We start from the raw sequence: 23,997 nt of genomic DNA on the forward strand, positions 1-23,997 counted from the left end.
CGGCCCACAGGGAGCGCCGTCCCGACCCCGGTCCCCTCGTCCGGTCCCGTCACGGAGGGACCTCGGTCCCGGGACGGCGGGACACCCGCGCAGTGATACTGCTCGCGTGAGCAGAGTCCTCGAGCCCGTCGGCGTCGCCGTCGTGTCGCTGCTCGCGGTCGCTGCCTCCGTCTGGCTGGACCTGTCGACGACGGCCGAGGAGCGCGCTGCCGCCTTCACCGAACCGGCCACCGCCACCGCTCTGCCGGGTCTGCTCCTGGCCGCCGCGTCCGTCGCGGTGCTGCTCGCGCTCCCCTTGCACGCGGTGGGCCGGCTGCTCGGCGCCGTGGCCGTCGTGTGGACCGTCGACGGTGCCCTCTACGGCTGGGCGCCCTACTCCCTCGCGCACGACCTGCCCGGCTCCGATGTGGCGTACTGGTTCATCGCTCGCCTCGGCGCCTTCCTCCTCACCGGCCTGGTCGGGCTCCTGCTGCTCTACCCGACCGGCCGGTTGCTGCCCGGTCGGTGGCGGCGGGTCGCGGTGACCGTGCTGGTGGCGTCGGCGGCGCTCCCGGTGATGCTGCTGCTCGCGCCGGACTCCGTCGTCTTCTCGGCCGGCGAACCCGTGGGCTCGACCGAGCTGGTGTCGCTGCCGCTCTCCGACGACGCGTTCACGGTCGTGCTGCGCGTCGCGCAGGTGCTGACCTTCGGGGCGATCGTGGGCGCGGTCGCGCTGGTGTGGACGCGCCACCGGCAGGCGGGGGCGCACGAGCGTACGCAGCTCCGGTGGCTGCTGTGGGCCGGGATCATGTGCGTGCTGATGGTCGTCGCCGCCGGCACGCTGTCGCTGGGCGGCATCGTCACCACGATCCTGCTCGACCTCGCCGTTGCTGCCCTCGCCGTCTCGGTCGCGATCGGCCTGCTCCGGCCGGGTCTCGGCGACGTCGACGCGCTGGTGGCGTGGACGCTGACGACCGCGGTCGTCGCGGCCGTCGTGGTCGCCGTCGACCTCGCGGTCATCGCTGCTGGGACCCGGATGCTGGGCGAGCGCCTCGACGAGCGTGACGTGACACTGGTCGTGCTGGTCGTCGCCGTCGTCGTCTACGGCCCGCTTCGCGCCTGGCTCGGGGGTCTCGTCCGCCGGCTCCTGCTGGGCCGACGCGGCGACCGGTACGGCGCGGTGTCGGCGCTCGCCGCACGGCTCGAGACGACCGGGTCGGTCGACGAGGCCCTCCCGGCGCTGGCCGGCGCCGTCGCCGAGACCTTCAAGGTCGGGCACGTCCGCGTCGACGTCCTCACCCCCGACGGCGGTCTGCTGTCGGCCACCCACGGCAGTGCGCCCGCGGAGGTGCAGGAGATCGACATCGCCTACCAAAGCGAGCACGTCGGCCGGCTCGTGCTGCCGGTGCAGGGCTTCCGCTCGATGCTGTCCCACCGCGACCAGGGGCTGCTCGTCGACCTCGTCCGGCAGGCCGCCGTCGCGATCCGGGCGCGGCTGCTGGCGAGCGAGCTCCAGGAGAGCCGCGAGCGCCTGGTGATCGGCCGCGAGGACGACCGTCGCCGGATCCGTCGGGACCTGCACGACGGGCTCGGTCCGGTCCTCGGCGGTGTCGCGCTGCGGCTGCAGGCCGCGGGCAACGCCATCGAGTCCGACCCCTCACGCGCCCGCGAGCTCGTCGGGCTGGCCCGGACGGAGGTCAGTGACGCCCTGGACGACGTACGCCGCCTCGTGCACGACCTGCGTCCACCGGCCCTCGACGACCTCGGACTCGAGGCGGCCGTCCGCCAGCAGGCGGAGCGGGTGCGCTCGGAGGTGGACGTGACCGTCACCGCCGTCGGCGCCGCGGGCCTCCCGGCCGCCGTCGAGGTCGCTGCCTACCGCATCGTGTCCGAGTCGCTCGCCAACGCGGTCAAGCACGCCGGCGCCGGTGCGGTCGACGTACGCCTCGACGCGGGGGCGACCGCGCTCACCGTCACGGTGGCCGACGACGGCAGAGGCATCGGCCCGGACGTCACCGCGGGCGTCGGCCTGCTGTCGCTGCGCGAGCGTGCCGAGGAGCTCGGCGGCCGGTGCGAGGTCGTGTGTCCCGACGGTGGGGGTACGACCGTCCGCGCGGTGCTGCCCTACGGGGAGAGGATGCCGGGATGACGGATCCGATCCGGCTGCTGATCGCCGACGACCACCCGGTCTTCCGCGACGGTCTGGCCTCGCTGCTCGACCCCCTGCCCGAGATCGAGGTCGTCGCCCGCGCGTCCGACGGCGCCGAGGCGGTCGCGATGGTCGAGGAGCACCGGCCCGACGTGGTGATCATGGACGTGCAGATGCCGGTGATGAACGGCATCGACGCCACCCGCGCGGTCGTGGCGGCCCACCCGGGCACGGGCGTGCTGGTCCTGACGATGGGCGAGGACGACGGGACGGTCCTGTCGGCCCTGCGCGCCGGCGCCCGCGGCTACCTCCGCAAGGGCGCCGAGCAGGACGAGATCGTCCGCGCGGTCTCGACGGTGCACGGCGGCGGTGTGGTCTTCGGCGCCTCGCTGGCCGCGCGGATCTCCGAGGTGCTGGCGCCTGCGACCCGGCCGGACCGACCGTTCCCCGAGCTCACCGAGCGGGAGACCGAGATCCTCGACCTCATCGCAGCGGGGCGCAACAACGGTCAGATCGCGCAGACGCTGTTCCTCTCCCCCAAGACGATCCGCAACAACATCACCAGCATCCTCGCCAAGCTCCAGGCCACCGACCGCGCCGACGTGATCATCCGGGCACGCGACGCCGGGCTGGGTCGAGACGGTGGCGACGCGGGCGTCCGCGACCACTAGATTCCGGGGATGGAGCGCAGCGAGGCGGCCGAGAGCCGTGAAACGAGCAACGGGCTGGACCCGTTCGAGAAGTTCGTCGAGGTCTCGACGAAGCTGATCAGCAGGGCGCCCTTCTTCGCGGTGGTGGTGGCGATCGTCGTCCTCTGGGGAGCGAGCTACCCGCTCTGGAAGAGCACCACCAAGTGGGAGCTGGCCATCCACACCTTCGGCGGCGTGCTGTCCCTGCTGCTGCTCGTCCTCCTCGAGAACGCCGGGCGCCGCAACACCGAGGCCCAGCAGGAGAAGCTCAACGTGATCGCCGAGGCGCTCGCCGCGCTCATGGAGTCACAGCTCACCGACGACAGCCACGAGCTGCGCGAGGCGATCGACGACCTCCGCGAGGCCGTCGGCCTCGAGGAACGTCACTGAACCAGCAGGCGGAGCGTCTCCTCGCGGGCCGGTGACGTGGTCGCGTCGGTGCCGGCCGACGCGCCGGCCACCGGGTGCACCATCACCTCGTCGACGTCGTGCTCCGCGGCGAGCTTCTCGAGCTGCTCGCGCGCCTGGTCGGGCGAGCCGACGATCCACTTCCTCGACATCGCCTCACCGAAGGCCCGCTGGTCGGGCGTCATCTCGACCGCCTCGGCCTCCTCGACGGTCCGCTGCGGGTGGAGCGGGGCACCGGTGCGCAGTGCGATCATCTGCTGCACGTTGGGCAGCGCCCGGCGACGCGCCTCCTCCTCGGTCTCCGCGACGACGGCGTTGACGGTGAGGAAGGTGCGCGGCTCGGGGTGCTCCGGCGACGGGCGGTACGACGACCGGTACAGGTCGAGCGCGGTGCCGGTCCCCTCACCCGAGAAGTGGTGCGCGAAGACGTACGGCAGGCCCTTCTCGGCGGCCAGCCGCGCGGAGTAGTCGGACGAGCCGAGCAGCCAGATGTCGGCGACCGAGCGGGCCGCTGGGGTCGCGCGCAACGGCTGGCGCCGCGGGCCGACCTGGAGCTCGACGCCCTCGGTCGACATCAGCGTGCGGATGTCCTCGACGTACTCCGGGAACTTGCTCACCGCGTCGTCGGCCGACTCGGCGCTGCCGCCGCGGAGGACGTACCTCGTCAGCGGGTCGGTGCCGGGCGCGCGGCCGATGCCGAGGTCGATGCGGCCGGGGAACGCCGCCTCCAGCAGGGCGAACTGCTCGGCGACCACCAGCGGCGCGTGGTTGGGCAGCATCACGCCGCCCGACCCGACCTTGATCCGCTGCGTCGCCGCGGCGAGCATCGCGATGATCACCGGCGGGTTCGTGGATGCGACGGCCGGCATGTTGTGGTGCTCGGCCACCCAGTAGCGGGTGTAGCCCAGCTCGTCGGCGGTCTGCGCCAGACGCCGTGATGCGGCGAGGGCGTCGCCGGTGGTCTGGTCGCTGCGGACGGTCACGAGGTCGAGCACGGAGAGGGCAGTCACTGTCGGTGCAGCGCCCGCGGACGCCGTCCTATTCCGCCCTCTTCCGCAAGCGATTGACCTCACGTGCACCTGAGGTCCTACCGTCGGCACAGTGAGCACCGCCATGGACACCGAGCCGCGCGAGCGGATCCTGTCGCCGGCCTACGCCGCGACCACGATCGCGATGTTCGCGCTCATCGCCTTCGCCGCCTTCGAGGCGATGGCCGTCGCCACCGTCATGCCGACCGTCGCCCGCGACCTCGACGGCCTCGACCTCTTCGCGCTGGCCTTCGCCGCCCCGCTGGCGAGCGGCGTGGTCGGCATGGTCGCGGCCGGGATGTGGAGCGACCGCACCGGCCCCGTCGTGCCCCTGCTCGCGTCGATGGCGCTGTTCTCCGTCGGGCTCCTCGTCTGCGGGTTGGCGCCGAACATGGAGGTGCTGCTCGTCGGGCGCGTGCTCCAGGGACTGGGCGGTGGCGCGCTGACGGTCGGGTTGTACGTCATGGTCGGGCTCTGCTTCCCGGCCCACCTGCGGCCCGCGGTCTTCGCGTCCTTCGCGGCCGCGTGGGTGCTGCCGTCGCTCTTCGGCCCGGGGCTCGCCGCGCTCGTCGCCGACGTGTGGAGCTGGCGCTGGGTCTTCCTCGGCACGGTCGTGTTCGTCGCGATCGCGCTGGTCCTGCTGGCACCCGCGCTGCGCGGGCTCGAGCCGCACACCGAGGGCGTGACGACACCGGCGTCGCGGTTGTGGTGGGCCGTGCTCGGGGCTGTCGCGGTGCTCGTCCTCGAGCTGCTCGGCTCGGCTGTCGGCGTGACGGCTCTTGGTGCCGTGGCCGCACTCGTCGCGGTCTGGCTCTCGCTGGGCCGGCTGCTGCCCGCCGGCACCCGCACGCTGCGTCGTGGCCTGCCGTCGGTGATCGCGACCCGCGGGCTCCTCGCGGCGACGTTCTTCTGCGCCGAGGCCTACATCGTCTACGTCCTCCAGGACCACTGGTCGCTCAGCCCCGGCCGGGCCGGCATCGCGCTCACCTGCGTCGGCGTGACGTGGGCGACCGCGAGCCAGGTGCAGTCGCGGCTCGGCAGCCGGGTCTCGCACACCCGGGCGATGGTCGTCGGCACCTGCCTGGTGCTGACCGGCCTCACCGCCCTCGCGGCGTCGGTGCTGCTCCACGACGCGGGACACGGGCCGTCCGCCGTGCTGCCGGCGGCGTCGTACGTCCTCGCGGGGGCGGGCATGGGCTTCGCCTACCCGCGCACCGGGGTGGCGATGCTGGAGGTGTCGACCGACCGCGACCGGGGCTTCAACTCCTCGGCGTTGACGGTCGCCGACTCGCTCGGCGCCGCGCTCGCGCTCTCGATCGCGGGGTCGGCCTTCGCCGCCGCCGAGCGCGGGTCCGTCGACCCGTTCCTGACGGTCTTCGTCTTCGCGGCCGCGGCCGCCGTGCTCGGCGTGGTGGCGGCCTCGCGCAGCCGGGCGACCACCCCCACCCCACCCACCACCTAGGGACGAACTGGGTGGAAACCGGCCCCTCGACCTACCAGATCGTCCCTAGGTACCCGGACAGCAGAAGTCCGGCCGACCCACGGGGGAGAGGGCCGACCGGACGTTTCTGGGTGAGCGCGAGGCTCAGGGGCTCAGCAGGTCAGGAGGCCTGCTCGAGCGTCGGGTAGTCGGTGTAGCCCTCGGCGCCGCCGCCGTAGAACGTGGCCTGGTCGGGCTCGTTGAGCTCCGCCCCGAGGCGCCAGCGGTCGGCCAGGTCGGGGTTGGCGAGGAACTGTCGTCCCACGACGACCGCGTCGGCGAGACCGGTGGCGAGCAGCTCCTCCACCGAGTCGAGCGTGGTCACGTCGCCGAAGCCGTCGTTGAGCAGGACGACGCCGTCGAAGCGCTCGCGCAGGTCGCGCACCAGCGTCTCGAGGGGCTCCAGCGGGCTGGCCAGCAGGCTCAGGTAGGCCAGGCCCAGCGGGGCCACGCCGTCGACGACGGCACGGTAGGTGGCGGTGAGGTCGGCGTTGATCTCCTCGCCGACACCGTTGAACTGGTGACCCGGGCTCAGCCGCAGGCCGACCCGCTCGGCGCCGATCGCCTCGGCGACGGCCTTCACGACCTCGACGACGAAGCGCGCCCGGTTGTCCGGCGTACCTCCGTAGACATCGTCGCGGAGGTTGATCGTCGGGTCGAGGAACTGGTGGAGCAGGTAGCCGTTGGCGGCGTGCACCTCGACACCGTCGAGGCCCGCGGCCACCGCGTTGCGGGCGGCGGTGACGAAGTCGGCGACCAGGCCGGCCACCTCGTCGGTCGTCACCGCACGGGGTACGTCGTGGGGCTGGCCGCCGTGGGCGGTGACCATCTCGCCGGGCGCCTGCTCGGCGCTGGGGGCGACGGTCTCGACGCCGTCCTTGTTGTCGGCGTGGGCGATCCGGCCGGCGTGCATCAGCTGGGCGACGACCACGCCGTCGCGGGCGTGCACGGCGTCGGCGACGAGGCGCCAGCCGGCGACCTGCTCGTCGGTGTAGAGGCCGGGCACGTCGAGGTAGCCCTGGCCGACCTGGCTCGGCGCGATGCCCTCGGTCACGATGAGGCCGGCCGAGGCGCGCTGGCCGTAGTACTCAGCGTTCAGGGACGTCGGCGCGTGGCCGGCACCGGCGCGGTTGCGCGTCAGCGGTGCCATGACGAAGCGCTGCGGGAGCTGCCAGCGGCCGACGGTGAGGGACTCGAATGCACGGGACATGAGGGGTGGTGCCTCCAGGAAGTTGAGGACTGTACGACCTCCTCAGCGGCCCGCGGGCCGTCGATGTTCCCCTCCGAGGCGTTTCGAGAGATGGCTCACAACCACTCGGGCGTACGCCCTGGCACGGACTGTGCACCCGGGATGCCCGCTTACAGGTAGAGATCTCCACCTGTAAGTGGGCAGGTCCCCGGATATCCGGGGACCTGCCCACACCGACATCAGCGGCGCCGGAGCGCCGCCTCGACGAGCGCCGGCGGTGCGTAACCCCGGTCCGCCTCGTTGAGCGTGGTGCCCGGAGGGACGATCTCGTCGATCCGGTCGAGCACGTCGGGCGTGAGGACGACCTTCTCCACGCCGAGCTGCGACTCGAGCTGCTCGAGGGTGCGCGGGCCGATGATGGCGGACGACACCGCCGGGTGCGCGAGCACGAAGCCGAGGGCGAGGTGGATCAGCGACAGGCCGGCCTCGTCGGCGAGCTCCTGGAGCTGGTGGACGGCCTCGAGCTTGACCTTGTTCTCGGGCGATGCGGGGTCGTGCCGCGCGGGCTGGCGCTTGAGCCGGCTCGACGTCACCGACGGGTCCTCGCCACGGCGGTAGCGGCCGGACAGCCAGCCGCCCGCGAGCGGGCTCCACGGCAGCACGCCGATGCCGTACTTCTGCGCGGTCGGCAGGATGTCGCGCTCCACCTCGCGGGCGAGGATGGAGTACGGCGGCTGCTCGCTGACGGGACGCTCGCGGCCGCGCTTCTCGGCCACCCACTGCGCCTCGACGACCTGCGACGGCAGGAATGTCGACGTGCCGATGTAGCGGATCTTGCCCTGCCGCACGAGGTCGGTCAGCGCGCCGAGCGTCTCGTCGATGTCGACCTCCGGGCGCGGGCGGTGCACCTGGTAGAGGTCGATGTGGTCGACCTGGAGGCGGCGCAGCGAGTCCTCGACCTCACGGATGATCCAGCGGCGCGAGTTGCCCGCCTGGTTGGGGTCCTCGTCGTGCATGTTGCCGTGGAACTTGGTGGCGAGGAAGACGTCGTCGCGGCTGCCCGCGCGGGCCTGGAGCGCCTTGCCGACGATCTCCTCGGACTCGCCGCGTGCGTAGACGTCGGCGGTGTCGATGACGTTGATGCCGGCGTCGAGCGCGCGGTGGATGATCGCGATCGACTCGTCGTGGTCGGGGTTGCCCCACGCGCCGAACATCATCGCGCCGAGGGTCAGCGGGCTGACCTGGACGCCGGTGCGGCCGAACGGTCGGTAGTGCTCGAAAGTCATGCGGTCTCCTTCTCGAGACGGGGTGCGTACTGGCTGGCGGGGCGGGAGAGCCCGAGGTGGTCGCGCAGCGTGCTTCCTGTGTACTCCGTGCGGAACAGCCCGCGGGAGCGCAGGATCGGGACGACCTCCTCGATGAAGACGTCGATCCCGCCCGGCAGCCACGGCGGCATCACGTTGAAGCCGTCGGCCGCACCCTTCTCGGCCCACTCCTGGATGGTGTCGGCGACCTCGACCGGCGTGCCCGCGAAGACCCGGTGCCCCCGAGCGCCGGCGAGCCGGTGGCAGAGCTGGCGGATCGTCGGGGACTCCCGCTCGACGATGTCGAGCACGAGCTGCGACCTGCTGTGGAAGGCGCGGTCACCGACCGGCGCCACGACCTCGGTCGGGAACGGCCCGTCCAGGTCGTACGCCGTCAGGTCGACGCCGACGAGGTTGCTCAGCTGCTGGAGGGAGTACGCCGGCTGCGTGAGGTCGTTGAACTCCTCCTCGAGCGCGCGCGCCTCGGCCGTCGTGGAGCCGATGAACGGGCTGATCCCGGGAAGCACCTTCAGCTGGTCGGGGTTCCGACCGGCCGCGCGCGCACGGGACTTGATGTCGGAGTAGAACTCCTGGGCGTTCTCCAGCGTCTGGTGCGCGGTGAAGATCGCCTCGGCCCAGCGGGCCGCGAAGGAGCGGCCGTCCGGCGAGGACCCGGCCTGGACGTAGACCGGTCGGCCCTGCGGCGAGCGCGGCGCGTTGAGCGGGCCGCGGACGCGGAAGTGCTCACCCTCGTGGTCGACGCGGTGGATCTTGTCGGTGTCGGCGTAGATCCCGCTGCCGCGGTCGGCGACGACGGCGTCGTCCTCCCAGCTGTCCCAGAGCTTGGTGACGACGTCGAGGAACTCCTCGGCGCGCTCGTAGCGCTGGGCGTGGACCGGGTGCTGGTCGAGGCCGAAGTTGTGGGCCGCGGAGGCCGACGACGTGGTGACGATGTTCCAGCCGACCCGGCCGTTGCTGAGGTGATCGAGCGAGGCGAACTGCCGGGCCAGGTTGTAGGGCTCGTTGTAGGTCGTCGACGACGTCCCGATGACGCCGATCCGCTCGGTGGCCGCCGCGATGGCGGTCATCTTGGTGATCGGCTCGAGCCCGGCGCGGGCGGCGTACGCGATGTTGTCCGCGAGCGCCGGACCGTCGGCGAAGAAGACGGCGTCGAACTTCGCTGCCTCCGCGCGCTGCGCCAGCTCCTGGTAGTAGGAGATGTCGGTGATGCGCTCCGGCTGCGACTCCGGTCGCCGCCACGCCGCTTCGTGGTGCCCGTCGGGGTAGATGAAGAGGTTGAGGTGGAGCGTCACGAGGCAGCCCTCTCACTGAGTCGTCCGGCTGTGGGGCGCGGTGCGTCGTGGTCGTCCTCGACACCGAGCTCGGAGAGCAGCTGGGCGCGCAGCCGCGCGAAGGCCGGGTCGGCCTGCGAGCGGCGGGTGCCGAGCTCGATCCGCGCGTCGTGCCGTACGACGCCTCCGTCGAGCACGATGACGCGGTCGGCCAGGACGATGGCCTCGTCGACGTCGTGGGTCACCAGCAGCACGGCCGGCTGGTGCACCTCGCAGAGCTTGCGGAGCAGCGTGTGCATCCGGATCCGGGTCAGCGCGTCGAGGGCGCCGAAGGGCTCGTCCGCGAGCAGCAGCTCGGGGTCGCGGACCAGCGAGCGGGCGAGGGCGGCGCGCTGCTGCTCACCGCCGGACAGCTCGTGGGGCCACGCCTTGTCGCGTCCGTCGAGGCCGACCTCGGCGAGCGCCTGCAGGCCGCGCTCCCGGGCATCGCCCGCGCGGAGGCCGAGGACCACGTTGTCGAGGACCCGCTTCCACGGCAGCAGCCGCGAGTCCTGGAAGACGACCGACACCTTCGCGGGCACCTCGACGCGACCGGTGCCCGCGACGCCGCGGTCGAGGCCGGCCAGCGCGCGCAGCAGCGTGCTCTTGCCCGAGCCGCTGCGGCCCAGCAGGGCGACGAACTCGCCCGGCGCGATCTCGAGGTCGAGGCCGTTGAGCACGCCACCGGCCTTGTTGAAGCTGCGGTGCAGGTCGGTGACCTGGACCGCAGCGTCCTGGTGGGGACTCAGCTCGCCAGCGTACGACGCCATGACAGTGCCTTCCTCTCGATGAAGCGGACCACCGCGTCGGCGGTGACGCCGAGCAGTGCGTAGACGACGAGGCCGACGACGATGATGTCGGTCTGGCCGTAGCTGGACGCCAGCGTGATCATGTGGCCGATCCCGCTCGTGGCGTTGATGACCTCCACGACGACCAGCGCGAGCAGCGACGAGGTCACCGCGAAGCGCAGGCCGAGCAGGAAGCCGGGCATCGCGCCGGGGAGCACCACGTGGCGGATGAACTCCCAGCGGGTGACGCCGAGGGTCTCGGCGAGCTCGGCATACCGGCCCTCGATGGTGCGCAGGCCATTGTGGGTGTGGATGTAGATCGGCACGAAGACCGCGAGGGCGATCGTGATGATCTTCATCGGCTCGCCGATGCCCAGCCAGAGGATGAGCAGCGGGATCAGCGCGAGCGTCGGGATCGAGCGCTTGACCTGGATGGGGCCGTCAATGAGGGTCTCACCGACCCGCGAGAGCCCGGAGACGAGCGCCAGCACCAGGCCGACGGCGACCCCGAGGCCGAGGCCCAGAGCGGCGCGCACGCCGGAGGTCACCAGGCTCTCCTGGAGCCGGCCGTTCTCGATGAGCGTCTCGGCCGTCGCGACGACGGTCCACGGCTCGGTCAGGGTGCGCGGGTCGAGGAGCCCGGTGGCCGAGCCGACGATCCAGGCCCCCAGCAGGGCGACGATGCCGACGAGCCCGCCGAAGCGGATCGGCTGACCCGGTCCGAGGCGGCGCCGCGAGGGGCGTACGTCCTCGGTCTCCGACGAGATCGCGCGGCGCGAGGGAGCGGTCAGGGTCGTCACGACGATCCCTCCAGAGCGTCGGCGATGGCCTTCTCGAAGCGGCGGTCGTAGATGGTCGCCACGTCGAGCGGCTCCTGGTCCTGGCCCTCGACGAGCGTGTCAACGGTGACCTGGTGGCGCGCGATGAAGTCGTCCCAGCTGGTCGGCACGGCGTACTGGCCGTAGGCGTCGACGACGTACTTCGCGTCCTCGGCCGACAGGCCCTCGTGGTCCTCGTAGAAGGCCTTCGCGAACTCGTCGGGGTGCTCGGAGATCCACAGCTGGGCCTTCGCCCACGCAGCGACGTACTCCTTGATCGCGGCGGCCTTGTCGGCGTCCTCGAGCACGGCGGTCGGGGCGTAGAGCGTCCAGGCGTCGTCGCGCACACCCGACTCGATGGTGGTCGCGCCGTCGCGCTCGTACTTGGCGAGGTAGGTCTTCACGAGCGCCTGCTGCAGCGGGGCGACGTCGACCTGCTTGCTGCCCAGGGCGATGGAGAAGGCGTCGTCGACGCTCTGCATCTCCACCAGCTCGACGTCGTCCTGGCTGAGGCCGGCCTCGCGGAGCACGTTGAGCACCAGCGCGCCCTGGGCCTGGCCCGGGCTGTAGGCGATCTTCTTGCCCGCGAGGTCCTCGATCGACGTCACGTCGACGCCAGGGGCGACACCGAGCTCGTAGGTCGGGTGCGTCTCGGGGTCGACCGTCTCGCGAGCGGCGACGATGCGGACGTCGGTGCCGGTCCAGTGCGCGAAGAGCGGCGGGATGTCGGCCACGGAGCCGATGTCGATCGCGTCGGCACGGAAGGCCTCGAGGGTCTTGGGGCCACCGGTGATGTTGGCCCACTCGATGTCGACGTCGAGGTCGTCGATGGCGCCGGAGGTCTCGAGCGCGACCTGCGTCGCGGGGTCGCCGACGCGCAGGACGGTGCCGTCGGCGGGCTTGTCGGGGAGCGCGGCGGTCAGCTCGAGCTTGGGCCCGGCCTCGGCGCCGCCGCAGGCCGACAGCGCCATCAGGCCGGCGGCGGTCAGCAGGGCAGTGCGGATGAGGGGGCTCTTCAGCCCTCGTCGTGACATCAAAGGTCTCCTAGTCGGGAGGTCAGGGGTGATCAAAGTAATGTAAGCCAGTCGACAAACAACACAAAGCGGGTGCAGCGTGTTCCCTGTCACGCAGGCGGTGGCCGACGGGGCCGTCAGGCTCCGCGCAGCAGGGGGAGCAGGGAGTCCCCGATGCGGACGATCTCCTGCTCGTACGGCGTGTCGCTGAGCACGAAGTGGGTGACGCCGAGGTCGGCGTAGCGCCGCAGCGCCTTGGCCACGTCATCGGCAGAACCGACCAGCCAGGTGGTGCCGGCACCGCCACCACCCACGCGCCCCGGGGCGGTGTAGAGGCAGTCGTCGAGGACGTCACCCTTCTCCGCGAGGTCGAGCAGCCGCTGCTGGCCCTCGGCCACGCGGCGTCCCGGATCGGCGGCCCACTCGTGCTGGCCCTCGGCCATCGCCGCGACCTTGGCCTCGGCGTCGGCCCAGGCCTCTTCGGTCGTGTCGCGGACCAGCGTGGTGATCCGCAGGCCGAACTCCAGCGGCGGCAGGTCGCGGTCGAGCTCGGCGCTCAGCTTCTTCAGGTGCTCGATGCGCGCGGCGACACCGTCGAGCGGCTCGCCCCAGAACAGCTGCACGTCGGCCTCCGCGGCCGCGGTTCGCTGGGCCGCCTCGGACGCGCCGCCGAAGTAGAGCTGCGGGTGCGGGCGTCCCTCGCGGGCGACCGGCTTGTGCTCGAGCGTGGCGCCCTCGGCGCGGTAGTGATCGCCGTCGAACGTCACGTCGTCCTCGGTCCAGTACCGGCGTACGAGCCGCATGAACTCGCGCGTGCGGGCGTACCGGGCGGCCTGGTCGCCCTCGTCGTCGCCGTACTGCGGCTGGTGGTCCGGTCCGCTCACGATGTTGACCTTCACCCGACCGCCACTGAGCTGGTCGAGCGTCGCGGCCGAGGAGGCGAAGTGGGCCGGGGTCCAGTAGCCGGGCCGGATCGCGATGAGTGGGTTGAAGGTCGTCGTGCCCGCAGCGAGCGCCGTCGACACCGTGAACGTGTCCGGGCGCTTCCAGCCGGTGCCGATCAGCGCCCCTCCCCAGCCGTGGTCCTCGGTGAGCCGCGCGAGCGCCGTCAGCCGCTCCAGGCTGTTGTGCCCCACCACCGTCGGGTCCGACCGGTGGCCGGCCATCACCTGGTTGGGGATGTACCAGAGGAACTCCATGCCGCACCTTTCAACTATTTGTCTACTGGGTTACTACAGATAGCACACCTGGAGCCACATCCCCGATATCTGAGGACGCGGTGGACGGATCCGACCGTCGACCACGACCACCACGTCCTCGGTTATCCCCGGTCGGCAAGTGGCGTACGAGCGGGGGCGAGCCCGGAAACCACGACCCATTGCGGTCACCGGATGACCTGAAGGCGTCCTAGCCTCGATCCATGGACATGAAGCTGGAGCTGGTGATGGTGCCCGTGACCGACGTCGACCGGGCGAGGGACTTCTACGAGAAGGTCGGCTTCCACACCGACCACGACCAGGTGGTCAGCGACGAGGTGCGCTTCGTCCAGATGACACCGCCGGGGTCGGCCTGCTCGATCGCGTTCGGCAAGGGGCTCACGCAGATGGAGCCCGGGTCGCTGGACAACATGCAGATGGTGATCGCCGACGCCGACGCGACCCACGCCGACCTCGTCGCCCGCGGGATCGAGGTGAGCGACGTCGACGAGCTGGCCTGGGGCCGGTTCGTCTTCTTCGCCGACCCCGACGGCAACGGATGGGCGCTCCAGCAGCTTCCCGACTGGTCGGCGAGCGCCGGCGGCGAGGGCTACGACCCTGGCGCCTGACGTTTGCGAGGATCTCCCCCATGCCCGACCTCGACCTCCAGACGATCCGGCGCAGGGTGGAGCTCGGTCGGCTGCTCCTCGGCTCGGTCCTGGAGTGGCTGGTGAAGGCGTACGGCGCCGGCGCGGCGCTGTCGGTGGCGCTCAGCGACTCCGAGACCACCGGCGGCAAGGTCGGTGACGCAGTCCGGGCGGTGCCCAACCTCGCCGACAAGGTGCACGAGGCGCAGTACGTCATCACGCACCGCGAGGAGATCCAGTCCGCCATCACCTACCTCAACGAGCACACGCTCCCGCAGGACGAGCTCCAGCGGACCGCGGACGAGAGCATGCGGACGCTGCAGTCGATCGAGTCGACGTACGACGAGGTGGGCGCGGCCCGCGACGCGCTCCAGATCGACGGCATCTCCGGAACCCTCGACAACGTCCGCGAGGCGATCGGCCACATCGGCAACGCCTACGACGGGCGGCCCGACCTCGACTCCCTGCGACAGCTGGCCGAGGTGGCCGACCAGGTCGAGCCGTTCCGGCAGCAGGTGGACGTGCTGATCCCCGTCTACTACGGCAACTTCTTCACGCTGACCGACAACTTCGCGGGCGACGAGATCGTCTCGACGGTCTTCGTGATGGCCCTGGCCCTCGCCGTGGCCGCCGTCGTCGGCCGGGCCGTCGGCTTCTGGGTACGCCGCGGCCGGCCGGGGATCATCACGCAGCTGCTCCAGGCGCTGGGCGCGCGCGTCTACCGACCCTGGTACGTCGCCAACGTCCCCTGGGCGATCACCCCGCCGCTGTACGACGCCGCCCGCGAGCACGTCGAGGCCGAGATCCTGGCCGATCCCTCGAACCCGCTCGACGAGGATGCGCGGCGCGCCCTCGCGGCGTGGTTGGAGAGAAGACGCGGCCCCGAGTCCAGGACTTAGCACCCAAGACTCCCGCTTACAGGTGGAGATCTCTACCTGTGAGCGGGCAGGTCCCCGGATATCCGGGGACTTCCGAGTCAGACCAGCTCGGGCTGGGTCTTCTCGCGGACCTCGTCCTCGGTGACGCCGGGGGCGAGCTCGACGAGCCTGAGCGCCCGGTCGCCGAGGGTGCCCGACGGGGCCACCTCGCCGGTGCTCGGGTCGATCACGTCGATGACGGCCAGGTCGGTGATGATCCGCTGCACCACGCGCTTGCCGGTGTAGGGCAGGTCGCACTCGTCGAGGATCTTCAGCGAGCCGTCCTTGGCGGTGTGCTCCATCAGCACGATCACCCGCTTGGCGCCGTGGACCAGGTCCATCGCGCCGCCCATGCCCTTGACCATCTTCCCGGGGATCATCCAGTTCGCGATGTCGCCGGCGGCCGAGACCTGCATCGCACCGAGGATCGCGGCGTCGATCTTCCCGCCGCGGATCATCCCGAACGACTGCGCGGAGTCGAAGAACGACGCCCCCTTGCGCAGGGTCACCGTCTCCTTCCCCGCGTTGATCAGGTCGGGGTCCTCGTCACCTTCGAAGGGGTACGCACCCACGCCGAGGATGCCGTTCTCCGACTGCAGCACCAGCTCCACGTCGTCGTCGACGTAGTTGGGCACCAGCGTCGGCAACCCGATGCCGAGGTTGACGTAGGACCCGTCCTTGAGCTCCGAGGCCGCCCGCGCGGCCATCTCCTCACGACTCCAGCTCATGTCAGCCTCCCAGCCCGTGCGTCGCTGCGTCGTCGACGAGGGCACCCTCGGTCGAGTCGGGTCGCGGTCGCGTGGTCGTCTTCTCGATCCGCTTGTCGGCGGCCTGCTCCGGGGTCAGCGCCACCACGCGCTGGACGTACACACCCGGGGTGTGGATGTCGTTGGGGTCGAGCTCGCCGGGCTCGACCAGCTCCTCGACCTCGGCGATCGTGACCCGGCCGCACATCGCCGCGAGCGGGTTGAAGTTGCGCGAGGACTGGCGGTAGATCAGGTTGCCGTGCCGGTCGCCCTTCCAGGCGCGGACCAGGCCGAAGTCGGCGACGATCGCCTCCTCGAGGACGTACTCCTTCTCCACCACCCCATCCGAAGTGGCCGTCGCGAAGACCTTGGTCTCCTTCGGCGGCGAGGCCACGACGACGTTGCCCGCGTCGTCGTACTTCCACGGCAGGCCGCCCTCGGCGACCTGGGTGCCGACACCGGTCGCGGTGTAGAAGCCCGGGATGCCGGACCCTCCGGCGCGCATCCGCTCCGCCAGCGTGCCCTGCGGCGTCAGCTCGACCTCGAGCTCACCGGAGAGGTACTGCCGGGCGAACTCCTTGTTCTCCCCGACGTAGGACGAGATCATCCGGCGCAGCCGCTTCTCGAAGAGCAGCCGACCCAGGCCCCACTCGTCCACGCCACAGTTGTTCGAGACCGCCTCGAGGTCGGTCGTGCCGGCCTCCAGCACCGCCTCGATGAGGACCGACGGGATCCCGCACAGTCCGAATCCGCCGACCGCGAGGGTCGCACCGTCCGGGATGTCGGCCACTGCAGCGGCGGCCGAGCTGACCACTTTGTCCATGCCCGGCACCCTAGCGGGGGTGTGAGCGCCGCCACTGTGTGGGCCGGGACCACACTTCGGCCCTCCGGATGGGTGCCCGGCCCGCCTCTACGCTGGTCCCGTGACCGCCTACCCGGACCGCTCCCCCGACTGGCCGCAGGTCGGTCTGCACGTGGTCACCGGCAAGGGCGGCACCGGGAAGTCGACCGTGGCGGCGGCGCTCGCGCTGGCGCTGGCGACGACGGGCAAGAACGTGCTGCTGTGCGAGGTGGAGGGTCGCCAGGGCATCGCGAAGATGTTCGACGTCGACCCGCTGCCCTACGAGGAGCGCCGCATCGCCAAGGGCGCACCGGACGAGAGCGGTCGCGCCGGCCAGGTCTTCGCGCTGCACATCGACCCGGAGTCGGCGCTGCTGGAGTACCTCGCGATGTACTACCGACTCGGTCGCGCCGGGCGGGCGCTCGACCGCTTCGGCGTCATCGACTTCGCCACGACCATCGCCCCCGGCGTGCGCGACGTGCTGCTCACCGGCAAGGTCTACGAGGCGGTGCAGCGCCCGCGCGGAGGTCGGAAGAAGGACCAGGTCCAGTACGACGCCGTGGTGCTCGACGCGCCGCCCACCGGCCGGATCGGTCAGTTCCTCAACGTCAACTCCGAGCTCGCCGGACTCGCGAAGGTGGGCCCGGTCAAGTCGCAGGCCGACAACATCATGAACCTCCTGCGCTCCCCGCGGACGGCCGTGCACCTGGTCACGATCCTCGAGGAGATGCCCGTGCAGGAGACCAGCGACGCGGTCGCCGAGCTGCGCGCCGCCGGGCTGCCCGTCGGCGGCGTGGTCGTGAACCTCGTGCGGCCGCAGGCCCTCAGCGCGGCCTCGCTCGCCCAGGTGCGCGACGACGCGGTCGACCTCACCGCGATCACCTCGCAGCTCACGCGCGCCAAGGTCGACGTCGACGCCGAGCTGGTCGCCTCGCTGGTCGACGAGGGCCGCGACCACGCCGTACGCCGTCAGCTCGAGGACGAGCAGCGCGCGCTCGTCGCGGCCGAGGACCTCCCGACCTACGAGCTGCCCCGGCTGGCCGCCGGCATCGACCGCGGCGCGCTGCTCGAGCTGGCCCAGCTCCTCCGTCAGCAGGGCCTGGCATGACGCCCGCCCGACGCCACGGAGGTCGACCAGTGCCAGTTCTGGACGTCGATGCGCTCCTCGACGACCGCGGCACCGAGATCATCGTGTGCTGCGGCTCGGGCGGGGTGGGCAAGACCACCACGTCGGCGGCGCTCGCCCTGCGGGCGGCCGAGCGGGGGCGCAAGGTCGTCGTGCTGACGATCGACCCGGCGCGCCGGCTCGCGCAGTCGATGGGCATCGAGAAGCTCGACAACACGCCGCGGCCGGTGGCCGGCATCGAGGCCTCCGGGGACGGCGCCCTCGACGCGATGATGCTCGACATGAAGCGCACCTTCGACGAGGTGGTGGAGAGCCAGGCCACCCCGGAGAAGGCGAAGCAGATCCTGGAGAACCCCTTCTACATCGCTCTGTCGAGCTCCTTCGCCGGCACCCAGGAGTACATGGCGATGGAGAAGCTCGGCCAGCTCCACCGCGAGGCGCTCGGTCAGGGCACCTACGACCTCATCGTCGTCGACACGCCCCCGTCACGGTCCGCCCTGGACTTCCTCGACGCCCCGGAACGGCTCTCCAGCTTCCTCGACGGCCGGCTGATCCGCCTGCTCGTGGCGCCGGCGCGCGGTCCGGCACGGCTGATGACGGCCGGGCTGTCGGTCGTCACGAATGCCCTCGGCAAGATCCTGGGTGGCCAGATGCTGCGCGACGTCCAGACCTTCGTCACCGCGCTCGACACCCTCTTCGGGAGCTTCCGGCAGCGGGCGGAGAAGACGTTCGCCCTGCTGCAGGCAGACGGGACCGCGTTCATCGTGGTCGCGGCTCCCGAGCCCGACGCGCTCCGCGAGGCGGCGTACTTCGTGGACCGGCTCACCGACGACGACATGCCGCTGGCCGGCCTCGTGATCAACCGGGCCAGCCCGTCGGCACGCACGGAGCTGTCGGCCGAGGAGGCGATCGCCGCGGCGGACCGGCTGCGCGCCCAGGACTCGTCGTCGCTGACCGCGGGCCTGCTGCAGCTGCACGCCGATCGGGTCCGCATCGTCGAGCGCGAGCAGCGCCTGCGTGAGCGGTTCGCGGCCTCGCACCCGCAGGTGCCGACGACGGTCGTGCCGGCCATGGCCGGCGACGTCCACGACCTCGACGGCCTCCGGGAGATCGGCCGAAAGCTGGCCGACGAGGAGTGATCCGATGCCCGCTCGTACCCCGCACGAGCGGGTAAGGGATCCGTCGGAGGTCAGACCGAGACGCTCGGGGCCTCGACCTTGGTGCGGGCGGTCTCGAGGATCGAGCGCCACGACGAGTCGGGACGACGGCGGAGCAGCGCACGGCGCTCACGCTCGGTCATGCCGCCCCAGACACCCCACTCGATCTGGTTGTCCAGAGCCTCGGCCAGGCACTCGGTCCGCACGGGGCAACCCGCGCAGACCTGCTTGGCCTTGTTCTGCTCCGCTCCGCGCACGAAGAGTGCGTCCGGCGTGTCCGCCTTGCAAGCGGCGCGCGATGCCCAGTCCTCAACCCACATAGTCATTCCCCACGATCAATGGAGCCCGGTCAGCCGCCCCCATAGCGGCCATCCCGATCTCGAGTAGAAAAGTAAACGACCTGGCCCCGGTCCAGACAGGGGCCGAGTGGCTCAATTCGCATAGTCCGATGTGACTATTCGGCTGCGCGAGTGGAATTGAGGGTGGTAGGCCCTCCCCCCGTACTCTGGTGCCCATGTCCTCCCGTACGCCGTCGCCCGCCAGGCGCCCCCAGGGGCGCCCGAACGCCGGACGCATCGCCTCGCACCTCGCCGTGATGGGCGCCGTCGCGGTGGTCATGGGCGTCCTCATCGCCTGCCTCGCCATCCCGTTCGCGGGCCTGGTCGGCGTGGCCGCGAAGGACGTCAGCAAGGGCATGGTCAACCTCCCGGAGTCGCTCGAGGCCAAGGACCTGTCGCAGAAGACGCGGATCTACGACGTCAACGGCAACCTCATCGCCTCGCTCTACGACCAGAACCGGATCAACGTCCCGCTCACCTCCATCTCGCGCCCGATGGTGAAGTCCATCGTCGCGATCGAGGACTACCGCTTCTACGACCACGGCGCGCTCGACCTCAAGGGGACGCTCCGCGCCTTCGTCACCAACCAGGCCAACGGCGGCTCGGTCCAGGGTGGCTCGTCGATCACCCAGCAGATGGTGAAGCAGACGCTGCTCTACCAGGCGGAGAGCGACGAGGAGCGCAAGGCCGCGACCGAGGAGACCTACGCCCGCAAGATCCGCGAGCTGCGCTACGCCATCGCCTTCGAGAAGAACCACAGCAAGGACTGGATCCTCGAGCGCTACCTCAACATCGCCTACTTCGGCGACGGCGCCTTCGGCGTCCAGGCGGCTGCGAAGCACTTCTTCTCCAAGAACGCCAGCAAGCTCAACCTGCTGGAGTCGGCCACGCTTGCGGGTCTGGTCAAGAACCCGGTCGGCTACGACCCGATCGACAACCCCGACCGCGCCGAGAGCCGCCGCAACGTCGTCCTCGACCGCCTCGCCCAGCTCGGCGTGGTCACCGAGAAGAAGGCCGAGCGCCTCAAGGGCGTCCCCCTCGAGGAGACCCTCAAGGTCACCGACGCCGCCAACGGCTGCCAGCAGTCGCAGGCTCCGTTCTTCTGCGACTACGTGCGCAACTACCTGCTCAAGGACCCGGTGCTCGGCGACACCCCCAAGGAGCGCCTCCGCACGCTCAACAACGGTGGCCTCAAGATCTACACGACCATCGACCTCGACATGCAGAAGGCCGCCGACCAGTCCGTCGCCGCCCACGTCTACCAGACCGACCAGGCCATCGGCGGCCTGGCGATGGTCGAGCCCGGCACCGGCGACGTACGCGCGCTGGCGCAGTCGCGCCCGATGGGCCAGGACAAGGCCGCCGGTGAGACCGCCATCAACTACACAGTCCCGAAGAAGTACGGCGCCGCCAACGGCTTCCAGGCCGGCTCGACGTTCAAGGTCTTCGTCCTCGCCACCGCGATCAACCAGGGCATCCCGCTGAGCACCACGATCAACTCGCCGCAGGAGATGCACATCGACGACGAGGAGTTCGAGAACTGCGACGGCCCCTACGCCGGCGACGGCATGGGCTGGGACGTCAAGAACTCCACCGGGTTCGGCTCCTACGACCTCTACTCCGGCACCCAGAACTCGGTGAACACCTTCTTCGCCCAGCTGGAGGTGGAGACCGGCATGTGCGAGCCGCTCCAGCTCGCGAAGGACATGGGCGTCAAGGTCCCGCTCGCCCAGAAGGTCCCGTCGTGGATCCTCGGCGTGTCCGACTCCAACCCGCTCGAGATGGCCCAGGCCTACGCCACCTTCGCGGCGCGTGGGCTCCACTGCGACCCGCGACCCGTGACCAAGGTGCTGGACTCGCAGAACCAGCCGCTCAAGGAGTACTCGACCCAGTGCGAGCAGGTCATGCCGGGCGCCACCGCCGATGCCGTCAACGACATCCTGCGCGGTGTCATGGAGCCCGGCGGCTTCGGGCAGAACCTCGCCATCGACAAGCCGTCGGCCGGCAAGACCGGTACGACGACCAGCGGCCGCTCGGTGTGGTTCGTCGGCTACACCCCGGCGATCTCCGCCGCGGCGATGATCGCCGGCGCCGACGCGCAGGGCCAGTGGCTCGAGCTGGGCGGCCAGAGCGTGGGCGGACAGATCATCTACGAGGCGTCCGGCTCGGGCTACGCAGGCCCGATCTGGGGTGACGCGATGGCGGCGATCTCCGCCAAGCTCCCCTCCGAGGACTTCCAGGCACCGCCCGGCGACGAGATCGCCGGGGTGCTGACCCTGGTCCCCGAGGTGACGGGTCAGTCCGTCGAGGCGGCGACCGCGGCCATCGAGAACGCCGGGTTCACCGTCGTCGACGGCGGCCAGGTCAACTCCGAGGTCGGCGAGGGCCTCGTCGCCTCCACCTCACCCGTCGCGGGCACGTCGTTGAGCAGCGGCGACACCGTCACGATCTACACCTCGACCGGCTACGTCCCGCCGCCGCCGAAGGGCAACGGCGGCAAGGGGAAGGGCAAGGGCGGCGGCAGGGGCAACCGCTAGGCGGATCAGCCGAGCTGCTTGCGCACCTCGGCGGCGACCGCGCCGCCGTCGGCGCGACCCTTGACCTGGGGCGTCACGACGCCCATCACCTTGCCCATCGCGCGCATCCCCTCCTCGGCGGCGCCCGTCCGGGTGATCGCGGCCGACACGAGCTCGGAGATCTCGGCGTCGGTCAGCGGCGTCGGGAGGTACTCCGCGATGACCTCGCCCTCGGCGGCCTCCTTGGCCGCCATCTCCTCGCGACCGCCCTCGGCGAAGGCGGTGGCTGCCTCGCGGCGCCGCTTGGCCTCGCTCGACAGCACGCCGAGGATGTCGTCGTCGGTGAGCTCGCGGGCCTCCTTGCCGGCGACCTCCGCGTTGGTGATGGAGGTCAGCACCATCCGCAGGGTCGAGGAGCGCACCTCGTCACGCGCCTTGATGGCGGTGGTGAGGTCGGCGCGGAGACGGTCCTTCAGAGCACTCATGCACACCATTGTGGCAGCCTTGGCGAATGGCTTTCGTCCCCGTCGTACGGCGCACCGCGGCCCTCGGTGCCCTCGCCGGGGCGGGCCTGACGGCGTACGCCGCCTGGGAGGCGCGGCAGTACACCCTGCGCCGGGTGACGGTGCCGTTGCTGCCGCCGGGGCACGCGCCCCTGAAGGTGCTGCACCTCAGCGACATCCACATGGCGCCGGACCAGCGGGCCAAGCAGGAGTGGCTGCGCGGACTGGCCGCCCTCGAGCCCGACCTGGTCGTCAACACCGGTGACAACCTCGCGCACTCCCGCTCGGTGCCCGTCGTCGCTGACGCGCTGGGTGGACTGCTCGACGTGCCCGGCGTCTACGTCCTCGGCTCCAACGACTACTGGGTGCCCGGCATGCGCAACCCGTTCCTCTACCTGCTTCCCGACACCGGCAAGCGGCACACGTCCGGGCGCCAGCTGCCGTGGCCCGAGCTCAAGGAGCGCTTCGGCTCCTCCGGCTGGCTCGACCTCACCAACGGCTTCGGCCGTCTGGACGTCGGTGGCACCTCGATCGCCTTCGCCGGGGTCGACGACCCGCACCTGCAGTACGACGACCTGGCGCGCGTCGCGGGCCCGGCCGACCCGGCGACCGACGTGCGGCTCGCCGTCACCCACGCGCCGTACCTCCGGGTCCTCGACCAGTTCGTCGCCGACGGCTACGACGCGGTCATCGCAGGACACACCCATGGCGGGCAGGTGTGCCTGCCCCTCCTCAGCGGGGGAGGCCGCGCGCTGACGACCAACTGCGACATCGAGCCGGCCCGCGCCCGAGGCCTGCACCGCCACCCCGCGGACTCCGCGCCCGGAGATGCCGGCTCGGCCTGGCTGCACGTGTCGGCCGGGCTCGGGACCAACCCCTACGTCCGGATCCGGGTGGCCTGCCGGCCCGAGGCCACCCTGATGACCCTCGTCCCCACCGGTCCCGCCCAGGAGGCCTGATGTCGCTCGTCCGCGTCACCAACTTCTCGATCTCGCTCGACGGCTTCGGCGCCGGTGAGCCCCAGTCGTTCGAGGCACCGTTCGGCCATGCCGGGCACAAGCTCCACCAGTGGATGTTCGCCACCTGGCAGGACGACGCTCCGTTCAACGTCGACCTGGCCTTCGCGAAGCGCTGGGACGTCGGCTTCGGCGCCGAGATCATGGGCGCCAACAAGTTCGGTCCGCCCGGCTGGCAGGACGACGCCGACTGGCGCGGCTGGTGGGGCGAGGTCCCGCCGTTCCACACGCCGACCTACGTCCTCACGCACCGGCCGCGGGCCTCGATGGAGATGGAGGGCGGCACGACCTTCCACTTCCTCGACGCCTCTCCCGAGGAGGCACTGGCGGTCGCGAAGGAGGCCGCCGGCGACCTCGACGTGCGCATCGGCGGCGGCTCCTCGACCCTGCGCGACTACCTGGCCGCCGGCCTCGTGGACCAGGCCCACCTCGTCGTCGTACCCATCCTGATCGGCCACGGCACGCGCCTCTGGGACGGCCTCGAGGCCCTCGAGGAGACCTACGCCATCGAGGCCACCTCCTCCTCGACCGGGGTCACCCACCTGTCCCTGACCCGGAGGTCGACCGGCCCTGCATGAGTCCCCGCTCGTGCGGGGACTCCGTCACTGGGAGGGGGTTGCAACGGCCCCCCAGTGTCCGACTCGCCCTCCCAGTCCACGGGGTGAGGGGCGATTTCGGACGGCCCTCACCGAGCGGGTATGGTTGCCCGCGTTGCCCAGCCGGGGTTCTCGGCCGGGCGGCGGGCTGTGGCGCAGCTTGGTAGCGCGCCTCGTTCGGGACGAGGAGGCCGCAGGTTCAAATCCTGTCAGCCCGACATC

At 71.3% G+C, this 23,997-nt stretch carries 23 protein-coding genes and 1 tRNA gene; 12 read left to right on the forward strand and 12 right to left on the reverse strand.

Features of this window, described 5'->3' with window-relative positions; all coding sequences use genetic code 11:
* The first annotated feature begins 106 nt into the window (after positions 1-106).
* Genes JI751_RS21670 through JI751_RS01785 form a run of 3 tightly spaced genes read left to right on the forward strand, consistent with a single transcriptional unit; the run spans position 107 to position 3,207 of the window.
* Positions 107-2,128, forward strand: a complete 2,022-nt coding sequence (locus tag JI751_RS21670) for a sensor histidine kinase (protein ID WP_201932669.1) — start codon at positions 107-109, stop codon at positions 2,126-2,128.
* Positions 2,125-2,799 carry a response regulator transcription factor gene (locus tag JI751_RS01780; RefSeq protein WP_201932672.1) on the forward strand — a complete coding sequence of 225 codons (675 nt, stop codon included), beginning with the start codon at positions 2,125-2,127 and terminating at the stop codon, positions 2,797-2,799. The genes JI751_RS21670 and JI751_RS01780 overlap by 4 nt, the downstream gene beginning before the upstream one ends.
* Before the next feature lie 9 nt (positions 2,800-2,808).
* Complete coding sequence (locus tag JI751_RS01785; protein WP_201932675.1) at positions 2,809-3,207, forward strand: low affinity iron permease family protein; 399 nt, start codon at positions 2,809-2,811, stop codon at positions 3,205-3,207.
* Here the strand turns inward: JI751_RS01785 and JI751_RS01790 are convergent.
* Positions 3,201-4,235: an LLM class flavin-dependent oxidoreductase gene (locus JI751_RS01790; RefSeq protein WP_307813702.1), complete on the reverse strand. Its 1,035-nt coding sequence runs from the start codon at positions 4,233-4,235 to the stop codon at positions 3,201-3,203. The genes JI751_RS01785 and JI751_RS01790 overlap by 7 nt on opposite strands.
* A gap of 91 nt (positions 4,236-4,326) precedes the next feature.
* Between JI751_RS01790 and JI751_RS01795 the strand changes: the two genes are divergently transcribed.
* The gene (locus tag JI751_RS01795; RefSeq protein ID WP_201932681.1) at positions 4,327-5,715 is read left to right on the forward strand and encodes an MFS transporter; all 1,389 of its coding nucleotides are present in this window, start codon (positions 4,327-4,329) and stop codon (positions 5,713-5,715) included.
* 139 nt (positions 5,716-5,854) lie between these two features.
* On the opposite strand, the gene JI751_RS01800 is transcribed toward JI751_RS01795, so the two are convergent.
* The 7 genes from JI751_RS01800 to JI751_RS01830 all read right to left on the reverse strand — a co-directional run bounded on the left by JI751_RS01800 (position 5,855) and on the right by JI751_RS01830 (position 13,375).
* A complete protein-coding gene (locus JI751_RS01800) occupies positions 5,855-6,943 on the reverse strand; it encodes an alkene reductase (protein WP_201932683.1) in 1,089 nt (362 codons plus the stop codon).
* 218 nt (positions 6,944-7,161) lie between these two features.
* On the reverse strand, positions 7,162-8,208 hold the full coding sequence (locus JI751_RS01805; RefSeq protein WP_201932688.1) for an aldo/keto reductase: 1,047 nt from the start codon (positions 8,206-8,208) through the stop codon (positions 7,162-7,164).
* Complete coding sequence (locus tag JI751_RS01810; protein WP_201932691.1) at positions 8,205-9,539, reverse strand: LLM class flavin-dependent oxidoreductase; 1,335 nt, start codon at positions 9,537-9,539, stop codon at positions 8,205-8,207. Before JI751_RS01810 ends, JI751_RS01805 begins: the two co-directional genes overlap by 4 nt.
* Positions 9,536-10,327, reverse strand: coding sequence for an ABC transporter ATP-binding protein (locus JI751_RS01815; protein ID WP_201932692.1), 792 nt, complete (start codon positions 10,325-10,327; stop codon positions 9,536-9,538). The genes JI751_RS01810 and JI751_RS01815 overlap by 4 nt, the downstream gene beginning before the upstream one ends.
* Positions 10,303-11,145, reverse strand: coding sequence for an ABC transporter permease (locus JI751_RS01820; RefSeq protein WP_201932694.1), 843 nt, complete (start codon positions 11,143-11,145; stop codon positions 10,303-10,305). The genes JI751_RS01815 and JI751_RS01820 overlap by 25 nt, the downstream gene beginning before the upstream one ends.
* On the reverse strand, positions 11,142-12,197 hold the full coding sequence (locus JI751_RS01825) for an ABC transporter substrate-binding protein (RefSeq protein ID WP_201932697.1): 1,056 nt from the start codon (positions 12,195-12,197) through the stop codon (positions 11,142-11,144). Before JI751_RS01825 ends, JI751_RS01820 begins: the two co-directional genes overlap by 4 nt.
* 116 nt (positions 12,198-12,313) lie before the next feature.
* Positions 12,314-13,375, reverse strand: a complete 1,062-nt coding sequence (locus tag JI751_RS01830; RefSeq protein WP_201932700.1) for an LLM class flavin-dependent oxidoreductase — start codon at positions 13,373-13,375, stop codon at positions 12,314-12,316.
* Positions 13,376-13,596: 221 nt separating this feature from the next.
* On the opposite strand from JI751_RS01830, the gene JI751_RS01835 reads away from it, so the two are divergent.
* Together JI751_RS01835 and JI751_RS01840 are read left to right on the forward strand one after the other, a co-directional pair.
* The gene (locus tag JI751_RS01835; RefSeq protein WP_201932702.1) at positions 13,597-14,001 is read left to right on the forward strand and encodes a VOC family protein; all 405 of its coding nucleotides are present in this window, start codon (positions 13,597-13,599) and stop codon (positions 13,999-14,001) included.
* A 20-nt stretch (positions 14,002-14,021) separates the two neighbouring features.
* Positions 14,022-14,918 (forward strand): hypothetical protein, encoded by an 897-nt coding sequence (locus tag JI751_RS01840; RefSeq protein WP_201932705.1) that lies wholly within the window; start codon positions 14,022-14,024, stop codon positions 14,916-14,918.
* A 77-nt stretch (positions 14,919-14,995) separates the two neighbouring features.
* Here JI751_RS01840 and JI751_RS01845 read toward each other — a convergent pair whose 3' ends face one another.
* Both JI751_RS01845 and JI751_RS01850 read right to left on the reverse strand, forming a co-directional pair.
* Positions 14,996-15,664 (reverse strand): 3-oxoacid CoA-transferase subunit B, encoded by a 669-nt coding sequence (locus tag JI751_RS01845; RefSeq protein WP_201932708.1) that lies wholly within the window; start codon positions 15,662-15,664, stop codon positions 14,996-14,998.
* Between the two features lies 1 nt (position 15,665).
* Positions 15,666-16,505 carry a CoA transferase subunit A gene (locus JI751_RS01850; protein WP_201932713.1) on the reverse strand — a complete coding sequence of 280 codons (840 nt, stop codon included), beginning with the start codon at positions 16,503-16,505 and terminating at the stop codon, positions 15,666-15,668.
* 100 nt (positions 16,506-16,605) lie between these two features.
* On the opposite strand from JI751_RS01850, the gene bagA reads away from it, so the two are divergent.
* The gene (bagA, locus tag JI751_RS01855; RefSeq protein WP_307813705.1) at positions 16,606-17,631 is read left to right on the forward strand and encodes an ATPase BagA; all 1,026 of its coding nucleotides are present in this window, start codon (positions 16,606-16,608) and stop codon (positions 17,629-17,631) included.
* Complete coding sequence (gene bagB, locus JI751_RS01860; protein WP_201932716.1) at positions 17,628-18,788, forward strand: ArsA family ATPase; 1,161 nt, start codon at positions 17,628-17,630, stop codon at positions 18,786-18,788. The genes bagA and bagB overlap by 4 nt, the downstream gene beginning before the upstream one ends.
* 50 nt (positions 18,789-18,838) lie before the next feature.
* On the opposite strand, the gene JI751_RS01865 is transcribed toward bagB, so the two are convergent.
* Positions 18,839-19,126, reverse strand: a complete 288-nt coding sequence (locus JI751_RS01865; protein ID WP_201934476.1) for a WhiB family transcriptional regulator — start codon at positions 19,124-19,126, stop codon at positions 18,839-18,841.
* 194 nt (positions 19,127-19,320) lie between these two features.
* On the opposite strand from JI751_RS01865, the gene JI751_RS01870 reads away from it, so the two are divergent.
* Complete coding sequence (locus JI751_RS01870; protein WP_201932719.1) at positions 19,321-21,681, forward strand: transglycosylase domain-containing protein; 2,361 nt, start codon at positions 19,321-19,323, stop codon at positions 21,679-21,681.
* Positions 21,682-21,686: 5 nt separating this feature from the next.
* Here JI751_RS01870 and JI751_RS01875 read toward each other — a convergent pair whose 3' ends face one another.
* On the reverse strand, positions 21,687-22,145 hold the full coding sequence (locus tag JI751_RS01875; protein ID WP_201932722.1) for a GatB/YqeY domain-containing protein: 459 nt from the start codon (positions 22,143-22,145) through the stop codon (positions 21,687-21,689).
* Between the two features lie 26 nt (positions 22,146-22,171).
* On the opposite strand from JI751_RS01875, the gene JI751_RS01880 reads away from it, so the two are divergent.
* The 3 genes from JI751_RS01880 (at position 22,172) to JI751_RS01890 (ending at position 23,993) form a co-directional block, all read left to right on the forward strand.
* The gene (locus JI751_RS01880) at positions 22,172-23,122 is read left to right on the forward strand and encodes a metallophosphoesterase (RefSeq protein WP_201932725.1); all 951 of its coding nucleotides are present in this window, start codon (positions 22,172-22,174) and stop codon (positions 23,120-23,122) included.
* Positions 23,122-23,757 (forward strand): dihydrofolate reductase family protein, encoded by a 636-nt coding sequence (locus JI751_RS01885; protein ID WP_201932728.1) that lies wholly within the window; start codon positions 23,122-23,124, stop codon positions 23,755-23,757. Before JI751_RS01880 ends, JI751_RS01885 begins: the two co-directional genes overlap by 1 nt.
* Before the next feature lie 162 nt (positions 23,758-23,919).
* A tRNA-Pro gene (locus JI751_RS01890) sits at positions 23,920-23,993 on the forward strand.
* Positions 23,994-23,997: the final 4 nt, after the last annotated feature.

The organism is Nocardioides baculatus (assembly GCF_016735675.1).
Classification (GTDB): Bacteria; Actinomycetota; Actinomycetes; order Propionibacteriales; family Nocardioidaceae; genus Nocardioides; species Nocardioides baculatus.

Excerpts from the sequence above, each read along its gene's own strand:
- JI751_RS01840 (WP_201932705.1), top strand. The coding sequence starts at position 14,022 with ATGCCCGACCTCGACCTCCAGACGATCCGGCGCAGGGTGGAGCTCGGT.
- JI751_RS01870 (WP_201932719.1), top strand. The coding sequence starts at position 19,321 with ATGTCCTCCCGTACGCCGTCGCCCGCCAGGCGCCCCCAGGGGCGCCCG.
- JI751_RS01800 (WP_201932683.1), bottom strand. The coding sequence starts at position 6,943 with ATGTCCCGTGCATTCGAGTCCCTCACCGTCGGCCGCTGGCAGCTCCCG.
- JI751_RS01885 (WP_201932728.1), top strand. The coding sequence starts at position 23,122 with ATGTCGCTCGTCCGCGTCACCAACTTCTCGATCTCGCTCGACGGCTTC.
- JI751_RS01865 (WP_201934476.1), bottom strand. The coding sequence starts at position 19,126 with ATGTGGGTTGAGGACTGGGCATCGCGCGCCGCTTGCAAGGCGGACACG.
- JI751_RS01850 (WP_201932713.1), bottom strand. The coding sequence starts at position 16,505 with ATGGACAAAGTGGTCAGCTCGGCCGCCGCTGCAGTGGCCGACATCCCG.
- JI751_RS01780 (WP_201932672.1), top strand. The coding sequence starts at position 2,125 with ATGACGGATCCGATCCGGCTGCTGATCGCCGACGACCACCCGGTCTTC.
- JI751_RS01830 (WP_201932700.1), bottom strand. The coding sequence starts at position 13,375 with ATGGAGTTCCTCTGGTACATCCCCAACCAGGTGATGGCCGGCCACCGG.
- JI751_RS01880 (WP_201932725.1), top strand. The coding sequence starts at position 22,172 with ATGGCTTTCGTCCCCGTCGTACGGCGCACCGCGGCCCTCGGTGCCCTC.
- JI751_RS01835 (WP_201932702.1), top strand. The coding sequence starts at position 13,597 with ATGGACATGAAGCTGGAGCTGGTGATGGTGCCCGTGACCGACGTCGAC.
- JI751_RS01875 (WP_201932722.1), bottom strand. The coding sequence starts at position 22,145 with ATGAGTGCTCTGAAGGACCGTCTCCGCGCCGACCTCACCACCGCCATC.
- JI751_RS01825 (WP_201932697.1), bottom strand. The coding sequence starts at position 12,197 with ATGTCACGACGAGGGCTGAAGAGCCCCCTCATCCGCACTGCCCTGCTG.
- JI751_RS01845 (WP_201932708.1), bottom strand. The coding sequence starts at position 15,664 with ATGAGCTGGAGTCGTGAGGAGATGGCCGCGCGGGCGGCCTCGGAGCTC.
- JI751_RS01805 (WP_201932688.1), bottom strand. The coding sequence starts at position 8,208 with ATGACTTTCGAGCACTACCGACCGTTCGGCCGCACCGGCGTCCAGGTC.
- JI751_RS01785 (WP_201932675.1), top strand. The coding sequence starts at position 2,809 with ATGGAGCGCAGCGAGGCGGCCGAGAGCCGTGAAACGAGCAACGGGCTG.
- bagB (WP_201932716.1), top strand. The coding sequence starts at position 17,628 with ATGACGCCCGCCCGACGCCACGGAGGTCGACCAGTGCCAGTTCTGGAC.
- JI751_RS01815 (WP_201932692.1), bottom strand. The coding sequence starts at position 10,327 with ATGGCGTCGTACGCTGGCGAGCTGAGTCCCCACCAGGACGCTGCGGTC.